Here is an 18,002-nt window from a genome sequence, read left to right as displayed (position 1 = left end):
TCGTTGCGGCCAGCTTTAATAAAGCCGATGATATTCATAAGCTGGAACCGCCGCGGTTGAGGAAAAGATGACTGCACCCGCCGGGTTTTGGTATGATATCCATATCAGTGCATTCTGGGTGTAGGGGTGTGTTATTGCGTGGAGGATTTCAGCTTTTCCCAACAATCTCCAACGGCTTATACTATTAGGTACGTATATGGAGGGGAACCATTTAACTTCGACCTGTTCATGAAAGAAGGGGCTTGGATTCTGCATCCTTTTGAAGGAATCCTGATCGCCAACCGGGAGATGTGCTACCTGGTGATGTGCGAATTGTTCAAGCATAAACCGTTCCAGGTGATGCTCGCCAAGCAGCAAATTCCGTTTTCGGATATTCGAAGCTCTATCGATCTTCAGAATATTAATGACCCCATATCGATCATCAATGACCGGGATCCCGCGCCGGACTATCATAGAGATGAGATTACGGCCTTCGTGGAGGAAAATACGGTCGAAGACGTGATCGACATCGAATGCAATCATCTTCGCGAACGCATCGATTTCTACGGCGCGATCCTGGAAAGAATGTTTATGAGCGGGCTTGGGCCGGGGGATCAGGAATTTGATACCATAAAGAATATTGTGAGTACATATCAAAACGCGGAGTCGCGGATTTCGGATTTGCTGGGCCCGCGGTTCAATAACGAGGACAGAAGACGGTGGTAATGGGAGCCAGCTTATTAGCTGGCTTTTTGATTTTGTCGAGAAATCGTAAAGATTCGTATGGCAAAATATAAAGATTAAGGATGCGGAAAAAGGAGGGAGACCGCTTGAGAGATTCCCATGAGACGTCGCTGCATTTTATCGGGCGAAAAGTCAATAAAGATATATTTAGCGAAGCCGGTGCGCTATTGCTGTCCGAATCGATGGTCATTACGCAGGAGCATCTCGCGACGCTGGAAAACCGGGGCATTATTTTGACCGAAGATGATCTGGCCGCGGAGATTTTCGCTCTGGAAGACTTGTCTTCCCCCCAGGCGAAGATCGTTGATGACGCGGTGCAGTACGTAAATGAGATATTTAATGAAGTGCGGGAAACGAAGAAAGTACCTCTGGCGGAAATTCGAAAAAGCGTGATTCCCGCGATTCACGAGATGACGCAAGCTACCCAACTGATCCGTTTATTCGCCGCTTTGCAAGCGAAAGATGATTATACGTACCGCCATAATATCGCGGTCGGGACCATGTCCAATCTGCTCGGCGGCTGGATGGGGCTCGATCATCGGGATCTGCTGCAATTAACCGCCGCGGCATTTCTGCATGATATCGGCAAAACGCTGATCCCCGACGAGATTTTAAATAAACCGGGGGCTTTGACGGCGGAAGAATTCGCCATCATGAAAAATCACACGGTGTTCGGTTATGAAATCCTGAAGGACACGGTTGGCGTCAATCACAGGCAGGCTTTGGTAGCGCTTCAGCACCATGAACGCATGGACGGCAGCGGTTATCCGCTGGGCATCACCGCGGAAAAAATCGACCTCTTCAGCCGGATTGTGGCGGTGGTGGACATTTTTCACGCCATGACGTCCAAGCGGGTATACCGCGACCCGGCACCTTTTAATGAAGTGTTGGATCAGATGGAAAAGGACGCCTTCGGCCCCCTGGACCCCTCCATTACAAAGATGTTTGTGGAGAAGATGATGCACTCCCTCATCGGCAGCCCCGTGGTGCTGACGGACGACCGCAAGGGCATTGTCGTCATGCTTAATCCTCACGACCTGACGCATCCTTTAATCCGGACGGAAGACGGCTACGTCGATTTGAGCAAGGATTTATCGGTACATATCAAGCGGATTTTTTAGGGGATTGTACCCTCCACACAAAAAATGTACGCATTTACAAACACGGTGAAAGCGATTGCTAATATAGGCATTCGAGACGTAGAGTGTAGATAAGTTCATTTTTTGGTGGAGGTTTAGCGATGAAAACAAAGGTCCGATCAGCTTCTAAGGGATGGGAGTTTTTTCAGGGGCTGGGGAAAACATTTATGCTGCCTGTTGCGCTTCTCGCCTTTATGGGATTATTGCTTGGCATCGGCAGTTCGTTTACCAGTCCGACAACGATCGAAAATCTTCCTTTTTTGGATCATCAGCTCATACAAGTGAGTCTCCGGTTTATTTCTACCCTCGGCGGATTTGCCTTTACGTATTTACCCTTACTGTTTGCGATGGCGATCCCGCTTGGTTTGGCCCGATATGAGAAAGGGGTAGCGGCGTTTTCCGGTCTGATCGGCTATATTGTGATGCAATTATCGATCAATTTCTATTTGGTGGAAACGGATCAATTGGCGAATCCGGAGGTCATGAGGCAGGCAGGCCAGGGCATGGTTCTGGGGATTCAAAGTCTCGAGATGGGGGTGCTCGGAGGAATTGTTGCGGGATTGATCGTTTATTTTCTCCATCAACGCTTCCATAATATTAAACTCCCGCAGGCCTTCGCCTTTTTTGGAGGACCCAGATTTGTCCCGATCATTACGGCGATAACTTTATCGATGGTTGGTCTGATCATTCCGATGATTTGGCCTTTCTTTACCATGATCATCAACGGCATTGGTTCCATGATTCAAGGAGCGGGCGTGTTTGGCCCATTTCTGTTTGGAGCAGGGGAAAGATTGCTGCTGCCGTTTGGACTTCATCATATTCTGGTGGCGATGATTCGGTTTACGGAAGCGGGCGGGACGGCCGTTGTCAATGGGGAAACCGTTTCGGGGGCGCTGAATATTTTCTATGCGGAGCTTAAAAGCGGCTCACCGATTACGGCTTCCGCGACCGCTTTTCTTTCGCAGGGGAAAATGCCGACCTTTATGTTTGGTCTGCCGGCTGTTGCTTTAGCCATTTATCATACGGCGAAACCGGAAAATCGCCAAAAGATCAAAGGCTTGCTTATTTCCGGGGTCATTGCCACTTTTGTGACCGGGATAACAGAACCTATCGAGTTCTTGTTTTTATTCCTGGCCCCTGTTCTTTACGGGATTCATGTCGTCCTTACCGGACTTGGATTTATGGTGATGGCCCTGCTTGGCGCGGAAATCGGCAATACCGACGGCGGCATCCTGGATTTTCTCGTATTTGGAGTCCTGCAAGGAACCGATACGAAATGGTATTTGGTGCTGATCGTAGGGTTGATTTGGTTTGCGGTCTATTATTTTGTATTCCGCTTTGCAATTACTAAATTTAATTTGAAAACACCGGGTAGAGAAGATAACGACGATACTGAAACGGTAATCGCGGGGTCCTCTGAAGATCGCGGGAAAGCTGCCTCCAATAGTCAAGCGGCGCAATTATTAAGCGCCTTAGGCGGCCCGGCGAATATTCAATCGTTGGATAATTGCATTACCCGACTAAGATTAGTCGTGGATGACATGGAAAAATTAGATGAACCGGCGCTAAAAAAGCATGGAGCATTGGGGGTTGTCAAATTGGATGCCCATAATCTTCAGGTGATCATCGGAGCGCAAGTCAACCATGTGCGGGTAGAGATCGGCAAACTGATGGAATCGCAAGGATATAAAATCAGCGGATGAGTAAAGAGGGATAACATGCGGAGTCATTTTGATCAAAGGGTTAACCGGATGGGGACCTATTGTACTCAATGGGATTTTATTCAAGATCGATTCGGGGTGAACGATTTATTGCCCTTCTCCATTTCCGACATGGATTTTCAAAGCCCGCCTGAAATTTTGGAAGCCCTTAAGGAACGTACCAATCATGGGGTATTTGGATATACGAGGTGGAACCATACGGACTATAAATCTTCCATTACCTACTGGTACGAGACGCGTTTTGGCGCCAACATCGAAATGGATTGGATTGTGTATAGTCCAAGCGTGATTTATTCGATCGCAAGGCTCATTGAAATTTTAACCTCGGAAGCGGATCATATTGTCATGCAGACCCCGGCGTACGATGCGTTTTTTCCGTTAATTCGTGAAATGAAGCGAAAGCTTGTGAGCAATCCGCTGCTTCTTAAAGAAGGAAGCTACGAAATCGATTTTACCGACTTGGAGCACAAGCTGTCCGACCCGAAGGCGAAAGTATTCTTACTGTGCAATCCGCATAATCCTACGGGACGGCTTTGGACCAAACCGGAGTTAACAAGAATCGTGGATTTATGCAAGCGGTATGGGGTTAAAGTGATTTCGGACGATATTCATATGGACATCACCTACCATCAGCGGACTTATCTTCCAATGACCAGTGTGGCCAACGATGCGGAACATATCTTCATCTGCTCATCGGCAAGTAAAACCTTCAACACTCCTGGTTTGGGCGGCTCTTATGCGATTATTGCTAATGAAGATATAAGAGAACGATTTTTGCGGTTATTAAAGGGGCGGGATGGGGTATCCAGCGCGAATATTTTTGGGGAGATTGCCGTTATCGAGGGGTATCGGCGCTCCGGCTATTGGGTTGATGAGCTTTGTTCCTATCTGTATAATAATATGAAAATAATCAAGGAATATATCGCTACGGAGCTGCCAATCCTGCAGTTTACGATCCCGGAATCTACTTATTTGGCATGGATCGACTGCACAGGGGTGCTTAAGACGCAAAAAGAGCTGCAACATGCGCTTGTGCATACAGGTAAAGTGGGGATTATGCCCGGTGATGTGTATGGAGAGGACAGAGGTGTCTTTCTGCGAATGAATGTTGGATGTCCGCAATCCAAGCTTCTGGAAGGTTTGGAACGTCTGAAAAGTTCTGTTCTATACATGAAAAGGTGATGAACATGCAGACCCTTATGAAGAGGTTAGTCCAGCAACGGGAAAATTTAAGCCAGCTTGAAAGGCAAGTGTTAGACCATTTTATTCGTTACCCGGAACGGTTAGTGTCCTTGAAATTGGAAGAGGCGGCCAAAGAAATGTTTGTTTCCACCGCAACGATCAGCCGGACCTGTAAAAGGCTGGGTTTCCAAGGATTTCAGGATTTTAAGCTACAGCTTCACCTCTACCTGCGCGATGAGGATCCCGCGAAAAACGAAGGACTCTCCGCCTCTTTATCCGCTTATGTCAAACGCTATGAAAAGGACATTCAAGAGGTTTTACATCATCTCGATGAAAATAAATTGAAGCAGGCCGCCTCCATGCTCGCCGAAGCAAGACAAGTCGAGTGGTTCGGAGTCGGCCATTCCTATTCCGTTTGCTGGGACGCCTCCAAAAAGCTGCTGATGTTAGGGAAAAGCAACATGGCCCGAATGGATTGGGACGATTTACGATGTGCCGCGCAAAACTTAAGCAAGGACGACCTGGCCATTTTTGTTTCCTACAGCGGAGAGACCCTTAACATTTTAGAATATGCGCATATCGTCAAACATCAAGGCACGCCGATTCTTTCCCTGGTCGGAACCAAATCCAACCGCCTGACCGAACTCTCCGACCTTGTCTTCTACACCCCCATCGAACACTGCTACTTCAACGGTGTCGACATGTGCTCGCGAGCGCCTTTTCAAATTTATTTGGATCTGTTGGTGTTGGAGTATGGGAACCATTCGCTCAAGGATAGGCTTTGGCGCTGAAAGCCGAGTTTATCGTTTCTCATGGGAAGAAGGACGGCCAGATGGGGGCAACTGCAAAAGTGCATTTCATTTTTCGTAAATTACCATTTTAGAGCGACTGAAGTGCAAAAGTGCATCTCATTTGAGGCTATCCGATAAAAAAGCAGTTTTTGACCGGAAATGAACTGCACTTTTACATTTGAACCACCGGTTTAGAGGGGGTTCGACAAAAGTCGCATGCACTTTTGCATTTCGTGGGATTTTTCTCATCGTTGTGGGGTTTCTTTACAATATTGTTTAATCACTTGCACAAGTTCCTGAAATTCATAATGATGGTTCACCATGTCAACGGTAAATTCCTCAGCCGCGTTCTGGTCCATGATAAAGGCATAGCCGTTCAGCCGCAAAAAGATCGCTAAAGCGGCAAAAGCGGTCCGTTTGTTTGCATTTTGAAAGGGATGATTTTGTCCCAGGGATTGAAACAGCGCTGCGGCTTTCTCAAATAAAGAAGGGGATGCCTCATCGTCAAAAGCAGAGAATTGCGGCCGAAATACCGCAGACTCCAACATGCCCCCATCCTTAACTCCGACATCTTCCCCGGGACTATATCTCTGTATCATGGCGACATTAATGGCAATAGCCACTTGGACAGACAGGTATCGCACGGTCATAACGATCCTTCAGGCCTTTCAAGGTTTCATCGTATTCCTCCATCACACCCGAGAGTGCTTCGAGAAATTCGCTGCTTATTCCCGCAGGCAAGGTCTTCAACTGTTACAACAATTATACAAGCATATCTGGATATGACAAACAGCCGCGTCATTAAGTCTTAGTCCAGCTTATCTTAGCCATGAAACAGAAGAATTTAAGTGTTTTTTTGTACTTGCTGCAAAATAAAAATACACCCTCGCAAACATTAAGTGCGTGAGTGTATTTATGATTAAGCAGATCATTGTTCCCTCAAGGGAATAATATAGTGATGTGGCGGCCGAGTTAGTCCGTGTGTGCGACGGCGCGGATTTCGACCAGTTGCTCAGGGGATGCCAGGTAGGTCACGCCGATGAGGCTGCCGGCTGGCCGGTGTTGCCCCATGTATTCCTTGAACAGCCGGATGACGGGCTCGAAATGCTCTTCCGCCTTGGTCAGATAGAGCTCTACATAAGCGAGGTTCGACTTCGTGACCCCAAATCCCGCCAACACGCGATCGAGATTGTCCAACGTCTGCCGGGTCTGCGCCTCGATATCGCCCACGCCAACGAACGCGCCCTCCGTATCGTGGGAAAATTGCCCTGAAATGTAGATGGTGCCGTTGACACTGTAACCCTGGGAGATGCCGTGATCCCAAAGATCGTGGTTGTAGGTTTTGACATTAGCCATTTTTTTCTCTCCTTTACTTCAAAGTAAGGCCAGTATAAAATGAACGCAAACAAAAAAATAGTACGCACTTTATTGATAGGTACTACCAGAAAGGATAGTGCAAATATGAGTGTGGCCGACTACAAAGAGAAAGGTAATATTCAAGAGACCCCTTTTGGCTATACCTTGTCCGTGATCGGCGGCAAATGGAAAATGCTGATTATTTACCTCCTTGCAGAAAACCAAACGGTTCGCTTTAATGATCTGAAAAGACGGATAGGAGCCATTACTTATAAAACATTGAGTGCCCAACTCAAAGAATTGGAAGCGGACGGTATGGTGAACCGCAAAGAGTATCCCCAAGTTCCCCCTAAAGTCGAATACAGTCTCACAGAGAAAGCGAAGACTCTGTTACCCGTTTTGGAACAGTTATGTGAGTGGGGGGTAAAGAACCGAAATAATTGAATGGAATAAGAAAAAAACGGGCGGCTTGCAGGGATTCTCCTCTGCAACGCCCGTTCTTTATTTTGGTATAAATTTTGCCAAAATTCCTTTTCTAAGTGAATTGGATAGCGAATTAAAGCGTAAAAGTCATATTGACTTTATAGCTATAAGTGGAATACGATGATCTGGTTGTGAGGATAGAATTGCTGGAGAGAGGATCAGAGTAGTTATGAAAAAGAGAATGGCGGATATCGCTACTATAATTGTGGGTGCCTTTTTATTTGCGTTGGCCGTCAATTTGTTTGTCATCCCGAATGAGTTTGGCGAGGGGGGCGTTACAGGGGTCACCATTATTTTGTACTACTTGTTTCAGTGGTCGCCTTCCATCGTCAATATCGTGATCAATGGCCTGCTGCTGATTGTCGGCTACAAATTTCTGGATCGGCAAACAACGGTGTATACGGTGATTGCGATCGCTTTTAACTCGCTGTTTCTGCATTTGACGGAAAGCTGGAGGATCAATTCGCATGAGCTGACCATTAATGCGGTCTTCGCCGGCGTGCTGGTGGGGGTCGGAATCGGCCTGATCGTGCGGGCCGGGGGAACGACGGCGGGAACGGTGATTTTAGCCCGGATCGCCAATAAATATCTCGACTGGAATATCAGCTATGCGCTGTTGTTTTTCGATTTGATCGTGGCCTTTTCCTCCTATTTTATCATCGGGGCGGAGAAGCTGATGCTGACCATCGTCAGTTTGTATGTGGGGACGAAGGTGATGGACTTCCTGATTGAGGGGCTGAATCCCAAAAAGGCCGTTACGATCATCTCGGAGAAGCAAAACGACATCGCCGAAATGGTCATTACCCAAATGGACCGCGGCGTTACGGTGCTGTCCGGCCATGGCTACTATACAAAAAATCCGAAGGAAGTCCTGTACATCGTCATCAGCAAGCAAGAGGTATCCACACTTAAAAAGATTGTCAAATCCATCGACAAAGCCGCGTTTCTCACCATCCACGATGTGCGGGATGTGTTTGGCGAGGGGTTTTTGGATATTTCGAAGTGAGGGCAGCACTTTATAATTTGTCCGTCGAGTTAACGAATTACCCGTAATCCTTTTATTCGAAACTGCATTTCCGATTAAAGGATTACGGGTTAAGTGAGTTCTAGAAGCGAGGGGATTTACTCATTTGCGGTTGATTCGACGATTTGTATGACCTCGCGATCGGGGCCATAAATAAAGATAAACCGAGTGCCATTAAAGCCCGTACGGATCATTGACTTCTCAATGACGATGTCTTGCTGCTTCAAGTGGCTGATCGTTTCCGGTAAATCGCGGGTCAGGAAGGCAAGATGATGCGAATCGCGACCTTCCGGGGGCTCCTCTTGATCCGTTTGAATCAATTCGATCTTGGGTGTTCCCCCCTCTTTATGCTCCAACATGGAGATTTGCCTGTGATTGAAGTAGACGCGTTCGATATCCTCGAATCCAAACTTTCTATAAAAATGAATAGACGCTAGCAGATTTGAGACCTTTATGGCAATGTGATCTATGCATTCGATCATACTTTTTCTCCTTTGGTTAACGTCGTGGATAATCCCGAAGTCTGCTGTTTGCGCATACCGACCAGCCAGTAAAGACCGCAGAGAAACGAGATGGAACCGATCAATACTCCCGTGAACGGGATGCCCATATTGACGAACAACAGGCTGGAGGTCACGTAAGACAGCTGCATGAAACCGCTGTATGTGGATCCGTGCAGGGCGAATACGCGGCCTCGGACATCCGGCGGCGTATTCATCTGCATCAGAGATGTATCGAGCGGGATGATGATTCCGGAACTGACCCGCATGCAAAGCAGCATTAAGGCTGCCCAATAAATATTGGCCGATAACGCGATTCCGGCAAAAAAGACCGCTTGCGTGACATAAGCGATGCCATAAGCGAGGTTCATTCTTGTAATACGGTGTTTAATGTAGGATTTGACCAGTAGTGAGCCTGTAATCACTCCTAGGCCGTCGACGGCATAGAGTAAGCCAATCCCGAATCCCTCTAACCCGATTAATGAATCGCCGATTAGTGGAATAAGAATATAATATCCGCCGCCGGCAAGTCCCCAACTGATACCGATAATGATAATCATGCGGGCGACGGTATTTTGCTTGACCTCCTTGAACCCTTCGGATAGCGAGCGGAAATAACTGAAGGATTTACGCGCTGACTGGGTGCTGGATGTGGAAGTCAGTTTGGAGACACAGAGTGCAGACCATAGATAGGAAGCAGAGTTAATGGCAAAACAGAGCACAGGGCTGACTAAAGCTGATACGATACCGCCTAGTATGGTACTGATTACACTTACAAAGCCGGAAGTCGTAGAACTGATGGCGTTAGCTTCCGCGAGTTCTTCCTGTTTGACAATGTGCGGCAAGTAAGCTTGCGAGGCAGGATTGAACATAACCCCGCTCAACCCTAGAAGAAAGGCGCCTGCATAGAGGAAGAAACTCTGATCCGCAGCAATGGCGGCAATGAAGCTTAAAGCAAACAGCGCCCGTAACAGATCGGTTGCGATCATAATCTTCTTTTTGGGAAGATGATCGACAAGCGGGCTGATCAAGGGGCCCAGAATAAACCCGGGAAATGACCGGCAGAGCAGTACAAGCCCCATGCCGGCCGCCGAGTTGGTGAGCGCCAGGGTGGTCTGCGCAAGCGCGACTTGGTTGAACCAGTCGCCTATCGTGCTTCCGGTCTGCGCAAGCCATAAGTTTCTAAAGCTGCGGTTGTCTCTAAGCAGACTTTTTTTTCTAGGCATAGCAAGCCTCCTCTAGATTTGTGATTAAGCTTTCGAATATTCTTAAGCCGCTGCCGTACAGGTTCGGGTCATCAACATCGATATCGATGGTCCGCAGTAAGTCAACTGCAGGCGCAGCGTTTCCCGCTTTCAACATACGTGTATACTTTTCTGCGTAACGAGCGCCTTGCTCATGAATGTTCTGGACGATTTGAAGGGCAATCAGATAACCGACGGGATATTTGAACATATAAAAATTTTTATAGAGATGCGAGGCTCTGATCCACTCCGAGCCTTGCAGATCTTCAACCAGCAATCCGTCGCCATAATAAGAACGAGTGAGCGATTTGTAGGTTTCGCACAACAAGGAAGCGTTCAGCGGCTGCTCCGCGTCCAATGTGCTGTAGATGAAGTGCTCGAATTCGGCGAGCAGCGATTGTCTGAATACCGTACTCCTAAACATTTCTATATAGTAGCTCAAATAATACAAGCGGCTTGAGCTGTCCTCAGCATGCTCAAGGAGGTGACGGATGAGCAGACATTCGTTCACATTTGACACAATCTCGGACAGGAAAACCGGGCAGTCGGCGTAAATGTATGGCTGGTGCCGGTTCGTGAACATATAGTGGACGGCATGGCCCAACTCGTGAACAAGGCCAAAAAGGCTGTCTGTGTTGTTATTGTAATTCAACAATATATAGGGATAAACATCATAAACATTCCAGGTGTAGGCTCCGTCCGTTTTACGGGAATCCGGATAGAAGTCGATGCAATTGACGCCGATAAGGTAGGCAAGATAATCGTAATATTCCTCGCCTAAAGGTGCAAGGGAACTTTCGATAAGCGCCAGTCCCTCCTGTACCCCGACAACCGGTTCGCTCTGCGCGGGTAAAGGTGCAAGCAAGTCGTAGGAACCCAGCTGTGTTACGCCCAGAAGCTTCTTCCGCAAATTTATGTAATGGTGAAGGGTATTGAGATGCAGGTGAACGGCGTTTATTAAATATCCGTAAATCTCTGGATGTATTTCCTCCTCGAAGAGAGCGGCTGCAAAGGAAGATTCGTGCCGGCGAAATCCGGCATTTAGACTTAGCTGCAGAGCATAGGTTTTCAGCAGACTGGCAAATGTTTCGCGCTTTTGATGCAAGGCGGACATAACCCCATAATAAGCTTGTTTCCTGACATTGCGGTCCGGATGCTCCATTAGCAAGGGGTAATTATTGTCTAGAAGTACTATATTTTCTCCCGAGGCATCGGTGATATCAGGATAGACGGTCTCCTGTTCCCTTAATATCCTATACGTTTGATACACATGTCCCGTAATCTGATGCAACTGGGCTAGGATATCCTCCTGATCTGCATCCAGCATATGAGGCCCGAAGCGTTTAAATTCTTGCAGCAGCCGGCGGTAGTTTGCTAAGGAATCAGCGGATGTTTTTGTTAATAAGGATTCGTCCAAGCTTCGCAGTTCATCGGCTAAAAAAGCGATATCGCTTAGAATGCGACGGCTGGCGTGACTCGCCATATCACACATTTGCCGGGCCTCCTCATCCTGATAATCGAGATCGAGCCTGAGCTTCGGATAAATATACAGTTTATCCAGCAGCATAAAAATACGGCTCTGCAGCTGCAGTGCTGATTCGAGCGCTGCAACGGTCAATGTAGAGATACCCCGGAAGTGAAGTAATTTCTGGGCAAGCTGCTTTACTTCCGCCAAGTCTTCCGACCACGCGCCCCGGTTTTTATAAAGCGGTGAGAGGTCCCAATGATAGACGATGGGAGAAAGGGTGGCTTGTTTCATACGGTGCATCTCCTCGATTCCAAAGTGATTTTGCGGCCTGTAGGCTGTTCCGTTTGTATAACGTTGTTGGCATAGACCACGGTGCCGTTAAGGAAGACCATCTGAACCTCTCCTCGTAAAGATTGTCCCGTATATATACTCCATTTGCACTTGGAAAAAGCTTTCTCATCGGTCATCACGAAGGTTGCGAAGGGTTCCAACACGGTCAGATCGGCATCGAATCCCTGGGCTAGTCTGCCTTTGCCTGGAATGTGAAATAGCTCGGCCGGACGCTGAGACAGATACTTCGCAATCAGGGCGGCAGCTTGCTCAGGATTAAGACCTCTATCTATGAAACCGGAAAAAATAACAGATACCATCTCTTGAACGCCAGGCATGCCTGCAGGGGGAGAAGAACTGTTCTTCTCAGTTCTTGTGTGAGGCGCATGGTCTGAACCGATGGTATCGATATATCCGGTTATGAGATGTTCCCACAGGCAGGCTGCATCCCGTCTAGTCCTTAGTGGTGGAGACAGCTTAAAATCCCATCCTTTGCGGAGCAGATCTTCATTCGTAAAGACAAGGTGGGGCGGAATGACTTCGCAGGTGACCGGAATCCCTTTCGATTTGGCCGCTATAATTAGCGAAGCTTCTTCCTCAGTGGAAGTATGGACGATATGAATCTGGCATCCTGTCTGCCGACTGATACCGATCATCATCTCCACAGCACGAATCGCGGCATCCCGCCTGCGGTCTTCCTCATATCCGCTGGGAGCCATGGATGCTGTCCGCTTGAGCAAGGGCTCATACTCTGCATGCACGGTCATCAACATGCCTTTAGCCGCCAGAATACCGGCCGCTTCTAATAAATAGTTGTAATCGTAAACCGTGTGTTCCGCCGTTTCATGCCCTGCCATAAAAACTTTAACCGAAGCGACGTCACCGGCCTGCAAGCACTTAATCTCTTCTAGGTTGCGCCTGGTTAGTAGGAAATGGTGACCATAATGCACGTAAGAAAGTTTTTGAACGGTTTGTTCTTTCTCCTGCAATGCGGCACGGGTACTGATCTCGGGTTTTGTATTGGGCATATCCAGAACAGTTGTTACCCCGCCGGCCAGCGCTGCCATGGAGCCATGCCGATAGTCTTCCTTATGATCGAGCCCGGGCGTGCGGAAGTGGACATGCGAATCAATCAAACCCGGCAGCACGAAGCGCCGTTGCATATCTATAAACGCAGTTTCTGCGGTTCCGTCGGGTTTCTGAGTTCCTACGTAAGCAATGGTTCCGTTCCTTATGCCGATGTAGGCTTCGGGCAGCGGCTCGGGCACAAAGGCTGTGCAATTAAATAAAACAAGGTCGCAGGCGATTGTCATTCTGCATCTCCTCCAGTAAAATTTGGGCAATATATTCCTTAGCAATCTCGGTGGTCGGACCCATAAGACCGATGGCTTTGGCGTCTCTGCATAATCGCTCAAGCGCATGTCCCTTGGTGTACGCCCGGGCACCGGCCAAGTGAAGCAGTTTATCGGCTGCTTCCACGCAGACTTGTGCGGCAAGCGTCTTGGCCTGCATGGCTTGAAAAGCGGACTGAGCTTTCCTGTCATCAGCCGATCTAGCGGCAAGGTAGGTAAGTGCTTCCAGCGCATCGACAGAGGTGGCGATATCGCTTACGGTCATGCGTGTATTTTGATAGCCCCACAGTTGAGGCCTTTCTTGAATTTCCGTCAAGAAGGCGCCTAAAGCTGCACGTGCGACGCCCAAACCGATAATGCCTGGATGAATCGCATTTTTTTTGTTTTGTTCCATAATCCGGTGCCCATCGCCAACAGCGCTCAAGATGCGATCATGGGGAAGCGACAATTCCGCGCATATGATTTCCCGGGTCGATGAACCGCGAATCCCCATTCCGTTCCACGATTGCCCGAACGATACGTTGAGGTCTTCTTTCTCGACCAGGACAAATGAAGTTTGCGGCCCGTCCTCGCCTTCGAATTTAACCAGAACTGAATAGACATCAGCTTCTCCGGCACTGGTGCAAAATGCCTTGCTTCCGTTAATGAGCAGGCGGGACCCTTGTAAACGGGCGGTTGTGCTCAGGTTGTTCTTGCCGGCACCTGCCTGCAGTTCGCTCCAAGACGAAGCCCCGAGGTAACCATCGGCGAGCCGCGGGAAGTACTTTGCCTGGTGTTCAGCGTTCCCAAAGTCTTCTAGCCTCCGCACGAACTGGCCGTGGAAGAAGAAGACGGCGGCAGTTGAACTGCACGCCCGCGCGATCTGCTCGACCGCATATGTGAACTCGGTAATGCTGCCGCCCAGACCTCCGTACGGTTCGGGGACGAGCAGTCCCAATAAACCGCCGCGTTTTAGCGCTGCGAGCGCTTGTACTGGGAACCTCGCATGTTCATCGACTGCGGCGGCTTCCGGCCGGATGTCTTCCTCTATGATCTGTGCCAACTGTTCTTTAAACCACGACCTTTTTATCGAGTTCAACGGTTATACCTCCAATATATTCAACGTTTTGTTCCATTACTACGGCTGTCTCGCCAAACTCGGGGACAAGAATGCCGTCCGGCAGGTATAGTGCGAGCCTTCGGGTATCCGGGAAAGCCAGCCGGATCAGTGTGTCGGGCGTGAAAAGAGCGGCGGCGAAATTCAACAGTCCGGTTAGAGCAAAAGAGGGGTGCCAGTCATCCACCGATATCATTCGCAGGGCGGCGCTTTCGTCCGATAAACGGGCAAACGCCGCGATTTTCGGGAAAACCGAGCCTTTGGCAATGCCCAGCCTGGGCTGAATACTTGCCCTTAACCGCGCTAGGGACAAGAGCTCGACCTCATCCCACTCTTTCAGGGCTTTAGGTGAAATGGACTCGGCTTTTACCCAGATGTACGGATTCCCTGCATCGACGATGGAGGCTTCAATAGCATGGCTTTCCGATGATACAAGGCATCGTGCTTCCCCAAGCGGTAACACCTGGCGGGGCTTAGGACCGCATGCGTATAGCTCGGCCCAAAGCGAGTACTCCCGCTTCGTCCGTGCCTGCAGCTCCTTGATGCGGATAGCGAAGTCAGAGTGGGAAGAGCGCATTTCGCTCACCGTGTTGTCAGGATGAAGCTGGTATAGATACACATAAGCAGCCATAAGCGCATTGCCGCAGTTTCCGCCGGCATCGAAAGTGCCCGAGCCGGGGATATACTGATAGAACTGCAAGCTTTGACGATTACGGAACAAGCTGCCGATCGTGACGACCTTGGTTGTAGGAAAGCCTAATTTAAGCGTGATTAAGTATATATTCTGCAACAACTCGGTAACTTTCCCCGAATCCCGGGGCAGATCCTGGTCGATAACCGCAATGTTGGATTTACCGCTTCGTAGAAGCGCGACTTGTACGTTCATTGACTTCACTCCTCAGTTTTGCTTTAAGTAAGCATCCATCACCAGTAATGACCAGATTTTATGACTATGATCGGCCTGCGCGGCGTGATGTTGATCGATTAAGCAGGCTACATAGGTCCGGTCGACAAATGCGTGAACGGGGGAGGCGCTGTATAGCAGCGTCTCTTTACTCCATTCCTGCAGTTCGGTACGAAGCCAATGGGAGATAGGGAAAGTGAAGGGCTGCTTTTTGCGTTCTAAGAGCCAGGCAGGCAGTCTGCCACGAAAGGCCTCCTTTAGCTTTACCTTCTCGGTTTGCTGATTCCGAAGCTCATGGGCGCTTAATCGCAGCGCGTAATTAGTAACGGTTGGCCTAAGAAAGGGGACGCGGGCTTCGACGCCCCAAGCCATAGACAGCTTGTCAACTCGATTCAGATGGTACGCTGGGAGGCGGTATTGTCTCTCCCATGCCATGCAGGACTGAAGACTATGGATTTGCGGGAAGGATTGCTCGGATGCCAGACGCTCAAAAGCGTCGCGATAAGCTTCCGTGAAGTCTTGCCGCAGTTCCTCAAGACGGAATAAGAACAACTCGTTTCCGTAGGCGTCAAGATTGGAGGAGCTTTCCGCATCCCAGACGGCAAAACGCTGGTACCCTCCAAAAAATTCATCCGAGCCATCGCCGGTCAGCACAACAGAAACCGATTCTTTGACTTGCCGCAGCAGCAGGAAATAAGGGACGGTAATAGGATCCTGATTAGGCTCGTCCAGATGCCATACAATTTCATCAAGGTTCGCGGGAACATCTGCCGGCCCGACGCAAACCTGACAGTAATCCATACCAAGCTCCTTGCATAATTTCGCGGCAAAATACGTTTCATCTGCCTCCAGCCGACCGGGATACCCGACGCCGAAGATAGGAGCATTCGGTAGTTCATTTGCGATTACAGCGGCTACAATGCTGGAGTCCAGGCCGCCGCTTAGCAAGCAGCCGACGCGTTTGTCCGACATGGTGGTGGTCTTGATCGCAGTCTCCAACAATTCCGTAAGATCGCCTCCGTCTGAATGACCGATTGGTATGCTGCCGCGATCAGCAACAAGCCTGTTGTCCTCCCATACAAGGGTCTGGCCGGGCATCATTTTTTGGATGCCTGTATAGGGTGTACACGGGGCAGGAATGAATTTATATTTTAAATAACTCAGCATGGAGACGGGGTCGATGGGGGGGCGAGCGCCGCCAATGCTGAACAGGGCTTTCAATTCAGAAGCAAAGATAAGACGTTTTTCTTTTTGTGTATAATAAAGAGGCTTGATTCCTGCTTGATCGACGGTAAGAATGAATCGTTTGCATGTCGTATCCCAGAGGGCAATCGCAAACATGCCGTCCAGCCGGGACATGAAATCGGTACTGTACTCTTCATACAGATGGGGGATGATTTCGCCATCGCAAGCGGAGTACAGTTTATGCCCTTTGTTTGCCAGCATCTTTCGAAGGGCAGGGGCATTGTATATTTCACCGTTATAGATGACTACAACGGTCCGGTTTTCATTATAAAAAGGCTGTGATCCGTTGGAGATGTCCACAAGGCTTAATCTTCTGCTGCCTAATGCTATACGCTCATCCAGGTACAGGCCTTCGGCGTTGGGGCCTCGATGAAACAAGCTCCCCGTCATTCGGTGCAATTGGGAGACGCTTGTATATGGGTCATCTTGTTCAAGGATGGTGAATCCCGCTATACCGCACATGGAAAAACGCCCTTTCTTATATAATTGTAAAAAGAGGAATTATGGACTAAAGACCACAATTCCCCTTTGGAAAGAAAATGAATTACTTCGTGTTCTTGGTGGATTTGTCTTTATCCACTGGGGCGGATGTCGTACGAACGATCACTTTTTTCATTGTTTTCACCTCCTTTCAAGGTATCATCGGCATCGTCCAATCCCAGAATGCCTTCCTGGAACAGATATTCGATGCTGTCTGCCCAGTTTGCCCGGGTTTCTTTATTCGGCGCGTGGAGAAGAATCGTATTGAAACTGAGGCCTTCCTTTAGCAGATTCAGTAGGGTCTCGTCGTCAACTTCCAAAATGACGCACGAAAGAGCATTCCTGTAGCTTTTCTGGAAGAACAAGAGACAATCTTGAGCCGGGAAGGCTTCCACATCGTCTCGTGATTCCACGGTCTCAAGAAAACGGACAAGGTCATAGCGGAATTTACGGACCGCATACGGCTCCCGCAAGTAAAGCCTCTGGTTCCGTGGCAGAATCAAAGGACCGGCAGCACGTGGGGATTGCTTGGACGAATATGTCATATCCGCCGCGAGCCTGGAATATTCCATCAGCTCAAGCAGGATATCCGGCAGGCTGCGCTTACGTATATACGCGGCTGCAAAAGCCGATAGCCGCTCAGCTTCCGATTTCCTGGAGAGCGACCCTTGCGGATACTGAACTGCGAACTCATAGACAAATTCCTCGTATTCATCCAACAGGCGGAGAATGCGGAAGAACTCCTGAAACTCGCTCTCCCGGCGGTCAATCCGGTCCTTTAGCATTTTCTCGGCAGTCACCTGTAAGATGGAGTAATCGATTTGCTCGGCTAGTTCACGTTCGGAAGAAGTGAGTTCGAACTGGGCATAATAGGCTTCTTTGTTCTGAGTGAACTGGTTTCGGAGCGTAATATCGCGTACATAAGCAACCATAAACCGCTGTAAATTAATAATCGCCATATTTC

17 protein-coding genes are annotated in these 18,002 nt (G+C 48.9%); 7 read left to right on the top strand and 10 right to left on the bottom strand.

The genetic code is table 11. From position 1 onward, the window contains the following. The first annotated feature begins 138 nt into the window (after positions 1 to 138). The 5 genes from NYE74_RS01690 (at position 139) to NYE74_RS01670 (ending at position 5,556) form a co-directional block, all read left to right on the top strand. On the top strand, positions 139 to 705 hold the full coding sequence (locus NYE74_RS01690) for a hypothetical protein (RefSeq protein ID WP_196427479.1): 567 nt from the start codon (positions 139 to 141) through the stop codon (positions 703 to 705). Between the two features lie 104 nt (positions 706 to 809). Continuing rightward, on the top strand, positions 810 to 1,844 hold the full coding sequence (locus NYE74_RS01685) for an HD-GYP domain-containing protein (RefSeq protein ID WP_227872975.1): 1,035 nt from the start codon (positions 810 to 812) through the stop codon (positions 1,842 to 1,844). Positions 1,845 to 1,963: 119 nt separating this feature from the next. Continuing rightward, positions 1,964 to 3,565, top strand: a complete 1,602-nt coding sequence (gene malX, locus NYE74_RS01680; RefSeq protein WP_341004558.1) for a maltose/glucose-specific PTS transporter subunit IIBC — start codon at positions 1,964 to 1,966, stop codon at positions 3,563 to 3,565. 15 nt (positions 3,566 to 3,580) lie between these two features. After that, positions 3,581 to 4,765 carry a MalY/PatB family protein gene (locus tag NYE74_RS01675; protein ID WP_155619698.1) on the top strand — a complete coding sequence of 395 codons (1,185 nt, stop codon included), beginning with the start codon at positions 3,581 to 3,583 and terminating at the stop codon, positions 4,763 to 4,765. Continuing rightward, entirely contained in the window at positions 4,765 to 5,556 is a 792-nt protein-coding gene (locus tag NYE74_RS01670) for a MurR/RpiR family transcriptional regulator (RefSeq protein ID WP_227877178.1), read from the top strand. Before NYE74_RS01675 ends, NYE74_RS01670 begins: the two co-directional genes overlap by 1 nt. Before the next feature lie 245 nt (positions 5,557 to 5,801). Here the strand turns inward: NYE74_RS01670 and NYE74_RS01665 are convergent, their stop codons facing one another. Both NYE74_RS01665 and NYE74_RS01660 read right to left on the bottom strand, forming a co-directional pair. Next, entirely contained in the window at positions 5,802 to 6,206 is a 405-nt protein-coding gene (locus NYE74_RS01665) for a type II toxin-antitoxin system death-on-curing family toxin (protein ID WP_124333606.1), read from the bottom strand. Positions 6,207 to 6,528: 322 nt separating this feature from the next. Further along, positions 6,529 to 6,912, bottom strand: coding sequence for a RidA family protein (locus NYE74_RS01660; RefSeq protein WP_124333605.1), 384 nt, complete (start codon positions 6,910 to 6,912; stop codon positions 6,529 to 6,531). Between the two features lie 105 nt (positions 6,913 to 7,017). Between NYE74_RS01660 and NYE74_RS01655 the strand changes: the two genes are divergently transcribed. Beyond that, positions 7,018 to 7,356: a winged helix-turn-helix transcriptional regulator gene (locus NYE74_RS01655; RefSeq protein ID WP_124333604.1), complete on the top strand. Its 339-nt coding sequence runs from the start codon at positions 7,018 to 7,020 to the stop codon at positions 7,354 to 7,356. 208 nt (positions 7,357 to 7,564) lie between these two features. Further along, complete coding sequence (locus tag NYE74_RS01650) at positions 7,565 to 8,401, top strand: YitT family protein (RefSeq protein ID WP_124333603.1); 837 nt, start codon at positions 7,565 to 7,567, stop codon at positions 8,399 to 8,401. A gap of 116 nt (positions 8,402 to 8,517) precedes the next feature. On the opposite strand, the gene NYE74_RS01645 is transcribed toward NYE74_RS01650, so the two are convergent. From NYE74_RS01645 to NYE74_RS01610, 8 genes are all read right to left on the bottom strand, one after another. Next, positions 8,518 to 8,901: a VOC family protein gene (locus NYE74_RS01645; RefSeq protein ID WP_036627008.1), complete on the bottom strand. Its 384-nt coding sequence runs from the start codon at positions 8,899 to 8,901 to the stop codon at positions 8,518 to 8,520. After that, positions 8,898 to 10,145: an MFS transporter gene (locus NYE74_RS01640; protein WP_036627005.1), complete on the bottom strand. Its 1,248-nt coding sequence runs from the start codon at positions 10,143 to 10,145 to the stop codon at positions 8,898 to 8,900. The genes NYE74_RS01645 and NYE74_RS01640 overlap by 4 nt, the downstream gene beginning before the upstream one ends. Further along, on the bottom strand, positions 10,138 to 11,922 hold the full coding sequence (locus tag NYE74_RS01635; protein ID WP_036627003.1) for a M3 family oligoendopeptidase: 1,785 nt from the start codon (positions 11,920 to 11,922) through the stop codon (positions 10,138 to 10,140). Before NYE74_RS01635 ends, NYE74_RS01640 begins: the two co-directional genes overlap by 8 nt. After that, a complete protein-coding gene (locus NYE74_RS01630; protein WP_051985785.1) occupies positions 11,919 to 13,274 on the bottom strand; it encodes a dihydroorotase in 1,356 nt (451 codons plus the stop codon). Before NYE74_RS01630 ends, NYE74_RS01635 begins: the two co-directional genes overlap by 4 nt. Next, on the bottom strand, positions 13,243 to 14,391 hold the full coding sequence (locus tag NYE74_RS01625) for an acyl-CoA dehydrogenase family protein (protein ID WP_316561636.1): 1,149 nt from the start codon (positions 14,389 to 14,391) through the stop codon (positions 13,243 to 13,245). The genes NYE74_RS01630 and NYE74_RS01625 overlap by 32 nt, the downstream gene beginning before the upstream one ends. After that, positions 14,363 to 15,295: a hypothetical protein gene (locus NYE74_RS01620; RefSeq protein ID WP_036627000.1), complete on the bottom strand. Its 933-nt coding sequence runs from the start codon at positions 15,293 to 15,295 to the stop codon at positions 14,363 to 14,365. Before NYE74_RS01620 ends, NYE74_RS01625 begins: the two co-directional genes overlap by 29 nt. 12 nt (positions 15,296 to 15,307) lie before the next feature. After that, on the bottom strand, positions 15,308 to 17,020 hold the full coding sequence (gene asnB, locus NYE74_RS01615) for an asparagine synthase (glutamine-hydrolyzing) (protein WP_036626998.1): 1,713 nt from the start codon (positions 17,018 to 17,020) through the stop codon (positions 15,308 to 15,310). A 110-nt stretch (positions 17,021 to 17,130) separates the two neighbouring features. Further along, a complete protein-coding gene (locus NYE74_RS01610) occupies positions 17,131 to 17,997 on the bottom strand; it encodes a hypothetical protein (protein WP_124333601.1) in 867 nt (288 codons plus the stop codon). Positions 17,998 to 18,002 lie beyond the last annotated feature (5 nt).

Origin of the sequence: Paenibacillus sp. FSL P4-0127 (genome assembly GCF_038007325.1) — a bacterium.
Lineage (GTDB): Bacteria > Bacillota > Bacilli > Paenibacillales > Paenibacillaceae > Fontibacillus > Fontibacillus macerans.
The sequence above is the reverse complement of the archived record's forward strand: the minus strand, read 5'-3'. Positions and strand labels throughout refer to the sequence as shown.

What these genes read in the sequence shown, in the direction of transcription:
- malX (WP_341004558.1), top strand. Translation starts at nt 1,964, where the DNA reads ATGAAAACAAAGGTCCGATCAGCTTCTAAGGGATGGGAGTTTTTTCAG.
- NYE74_RS01675 (WP_155619698.1), top strand. Translation starts at nt 3,581, where the DNA reads ATGCGGAGTCATTTTGATCAAAGGGTTAACCGGATGGGGACCTATTGT.
- NYE74_RS01670 (WP_227877178.1), top strand. Translation starts at nt 4,765, where the DNA reads ATGAACATGCAGACCCTTATGAAGAGGTTAGTCCAGCAACGGGAAAAT.
- NYE74_RS01665 (WP_124333606.1), bottom strand. Translation starts at nt 6,206, where the DNA reads ATGACCGTGCGATACCTGTCTGTCCAAGTGGCTATTGCCATTAATGTC.
- NYE74_RS01660 (WP_124333605.1), bottom strand. Translation starts at nt 6,912, where the DNA reads ATGGCTAATGTCAAAACCTACAACCACGATCTTTGGGATCACGGCATC.
- NYE74_RS01655 (WP_124333604.1), top strand. Translation starts at nt 7,018, where the DNA reads ATGAGTGTGGCCGACTACAAAGAGAAAGGTAATATTCAAGAGACCCCT.
- NYE74_RS01650 (WP_124333603.1), top strand. Translation starts at nt 7,565, where the DNA reads ATGAAAAAGAGAATGGCGGATATCGCTACTATAATTGTGGGTGCCTTT.
- NYE74_RS01645 (WP_036627008.1), bottom strand. Translation starts at nt 8,901, where the DNA reads ATGATCGAATGCATAGATCACATTGCCATAAAGGTCTCAAATCTGCTA.
- NYE74_RS01640 (WP_036627005.1), bottom strand. Translation starts at nt 10,145, where the DNA reads ATGCCTAGAAAAAAAAGTCTGCTTAGAGACAACCGCAGCTTTAGAAAC.
- NYE74_RS01635 (WP_036627003.1), bottom strand. Translation starts at nt 11,922, where the DNA reads ATGAAACAAGCCACCCTTTCTCCCATCGTCTATCATTGGGACCTCTCA.
- NYE74_RS01630 (WP_051985785.1), bottom strand. Translation starts at nt 13,274, where the DNA reads ATGACAATCGCCTGCGACCTTGTTTTATTTAATTGCACAGCCTTTGTG.
- NYE74_RS01620 (WP_036627000.1), bottom strand. Translation starts at nt 15,295, where the DNA reads ATGAACGTACAAGTCGCGCTTCTACGAAGCGGTAAATCCAACATTGCG.
- asnB (WP_036626998.1), bottom strand. Translation starts at nt 17,020, where the DNA reads ATGTGCGGTATAGCGGGATTCACCATCCTTGAACAAGATGACCCATAT.
- NYE74_RS01610 (WP_124333601.1), bottom strand. Translation starts at nt 17,997, where the DNA reads ATGGCGATTATTAATTTACAGCGGTTTATGGTTGCTTATGTACGCGAT.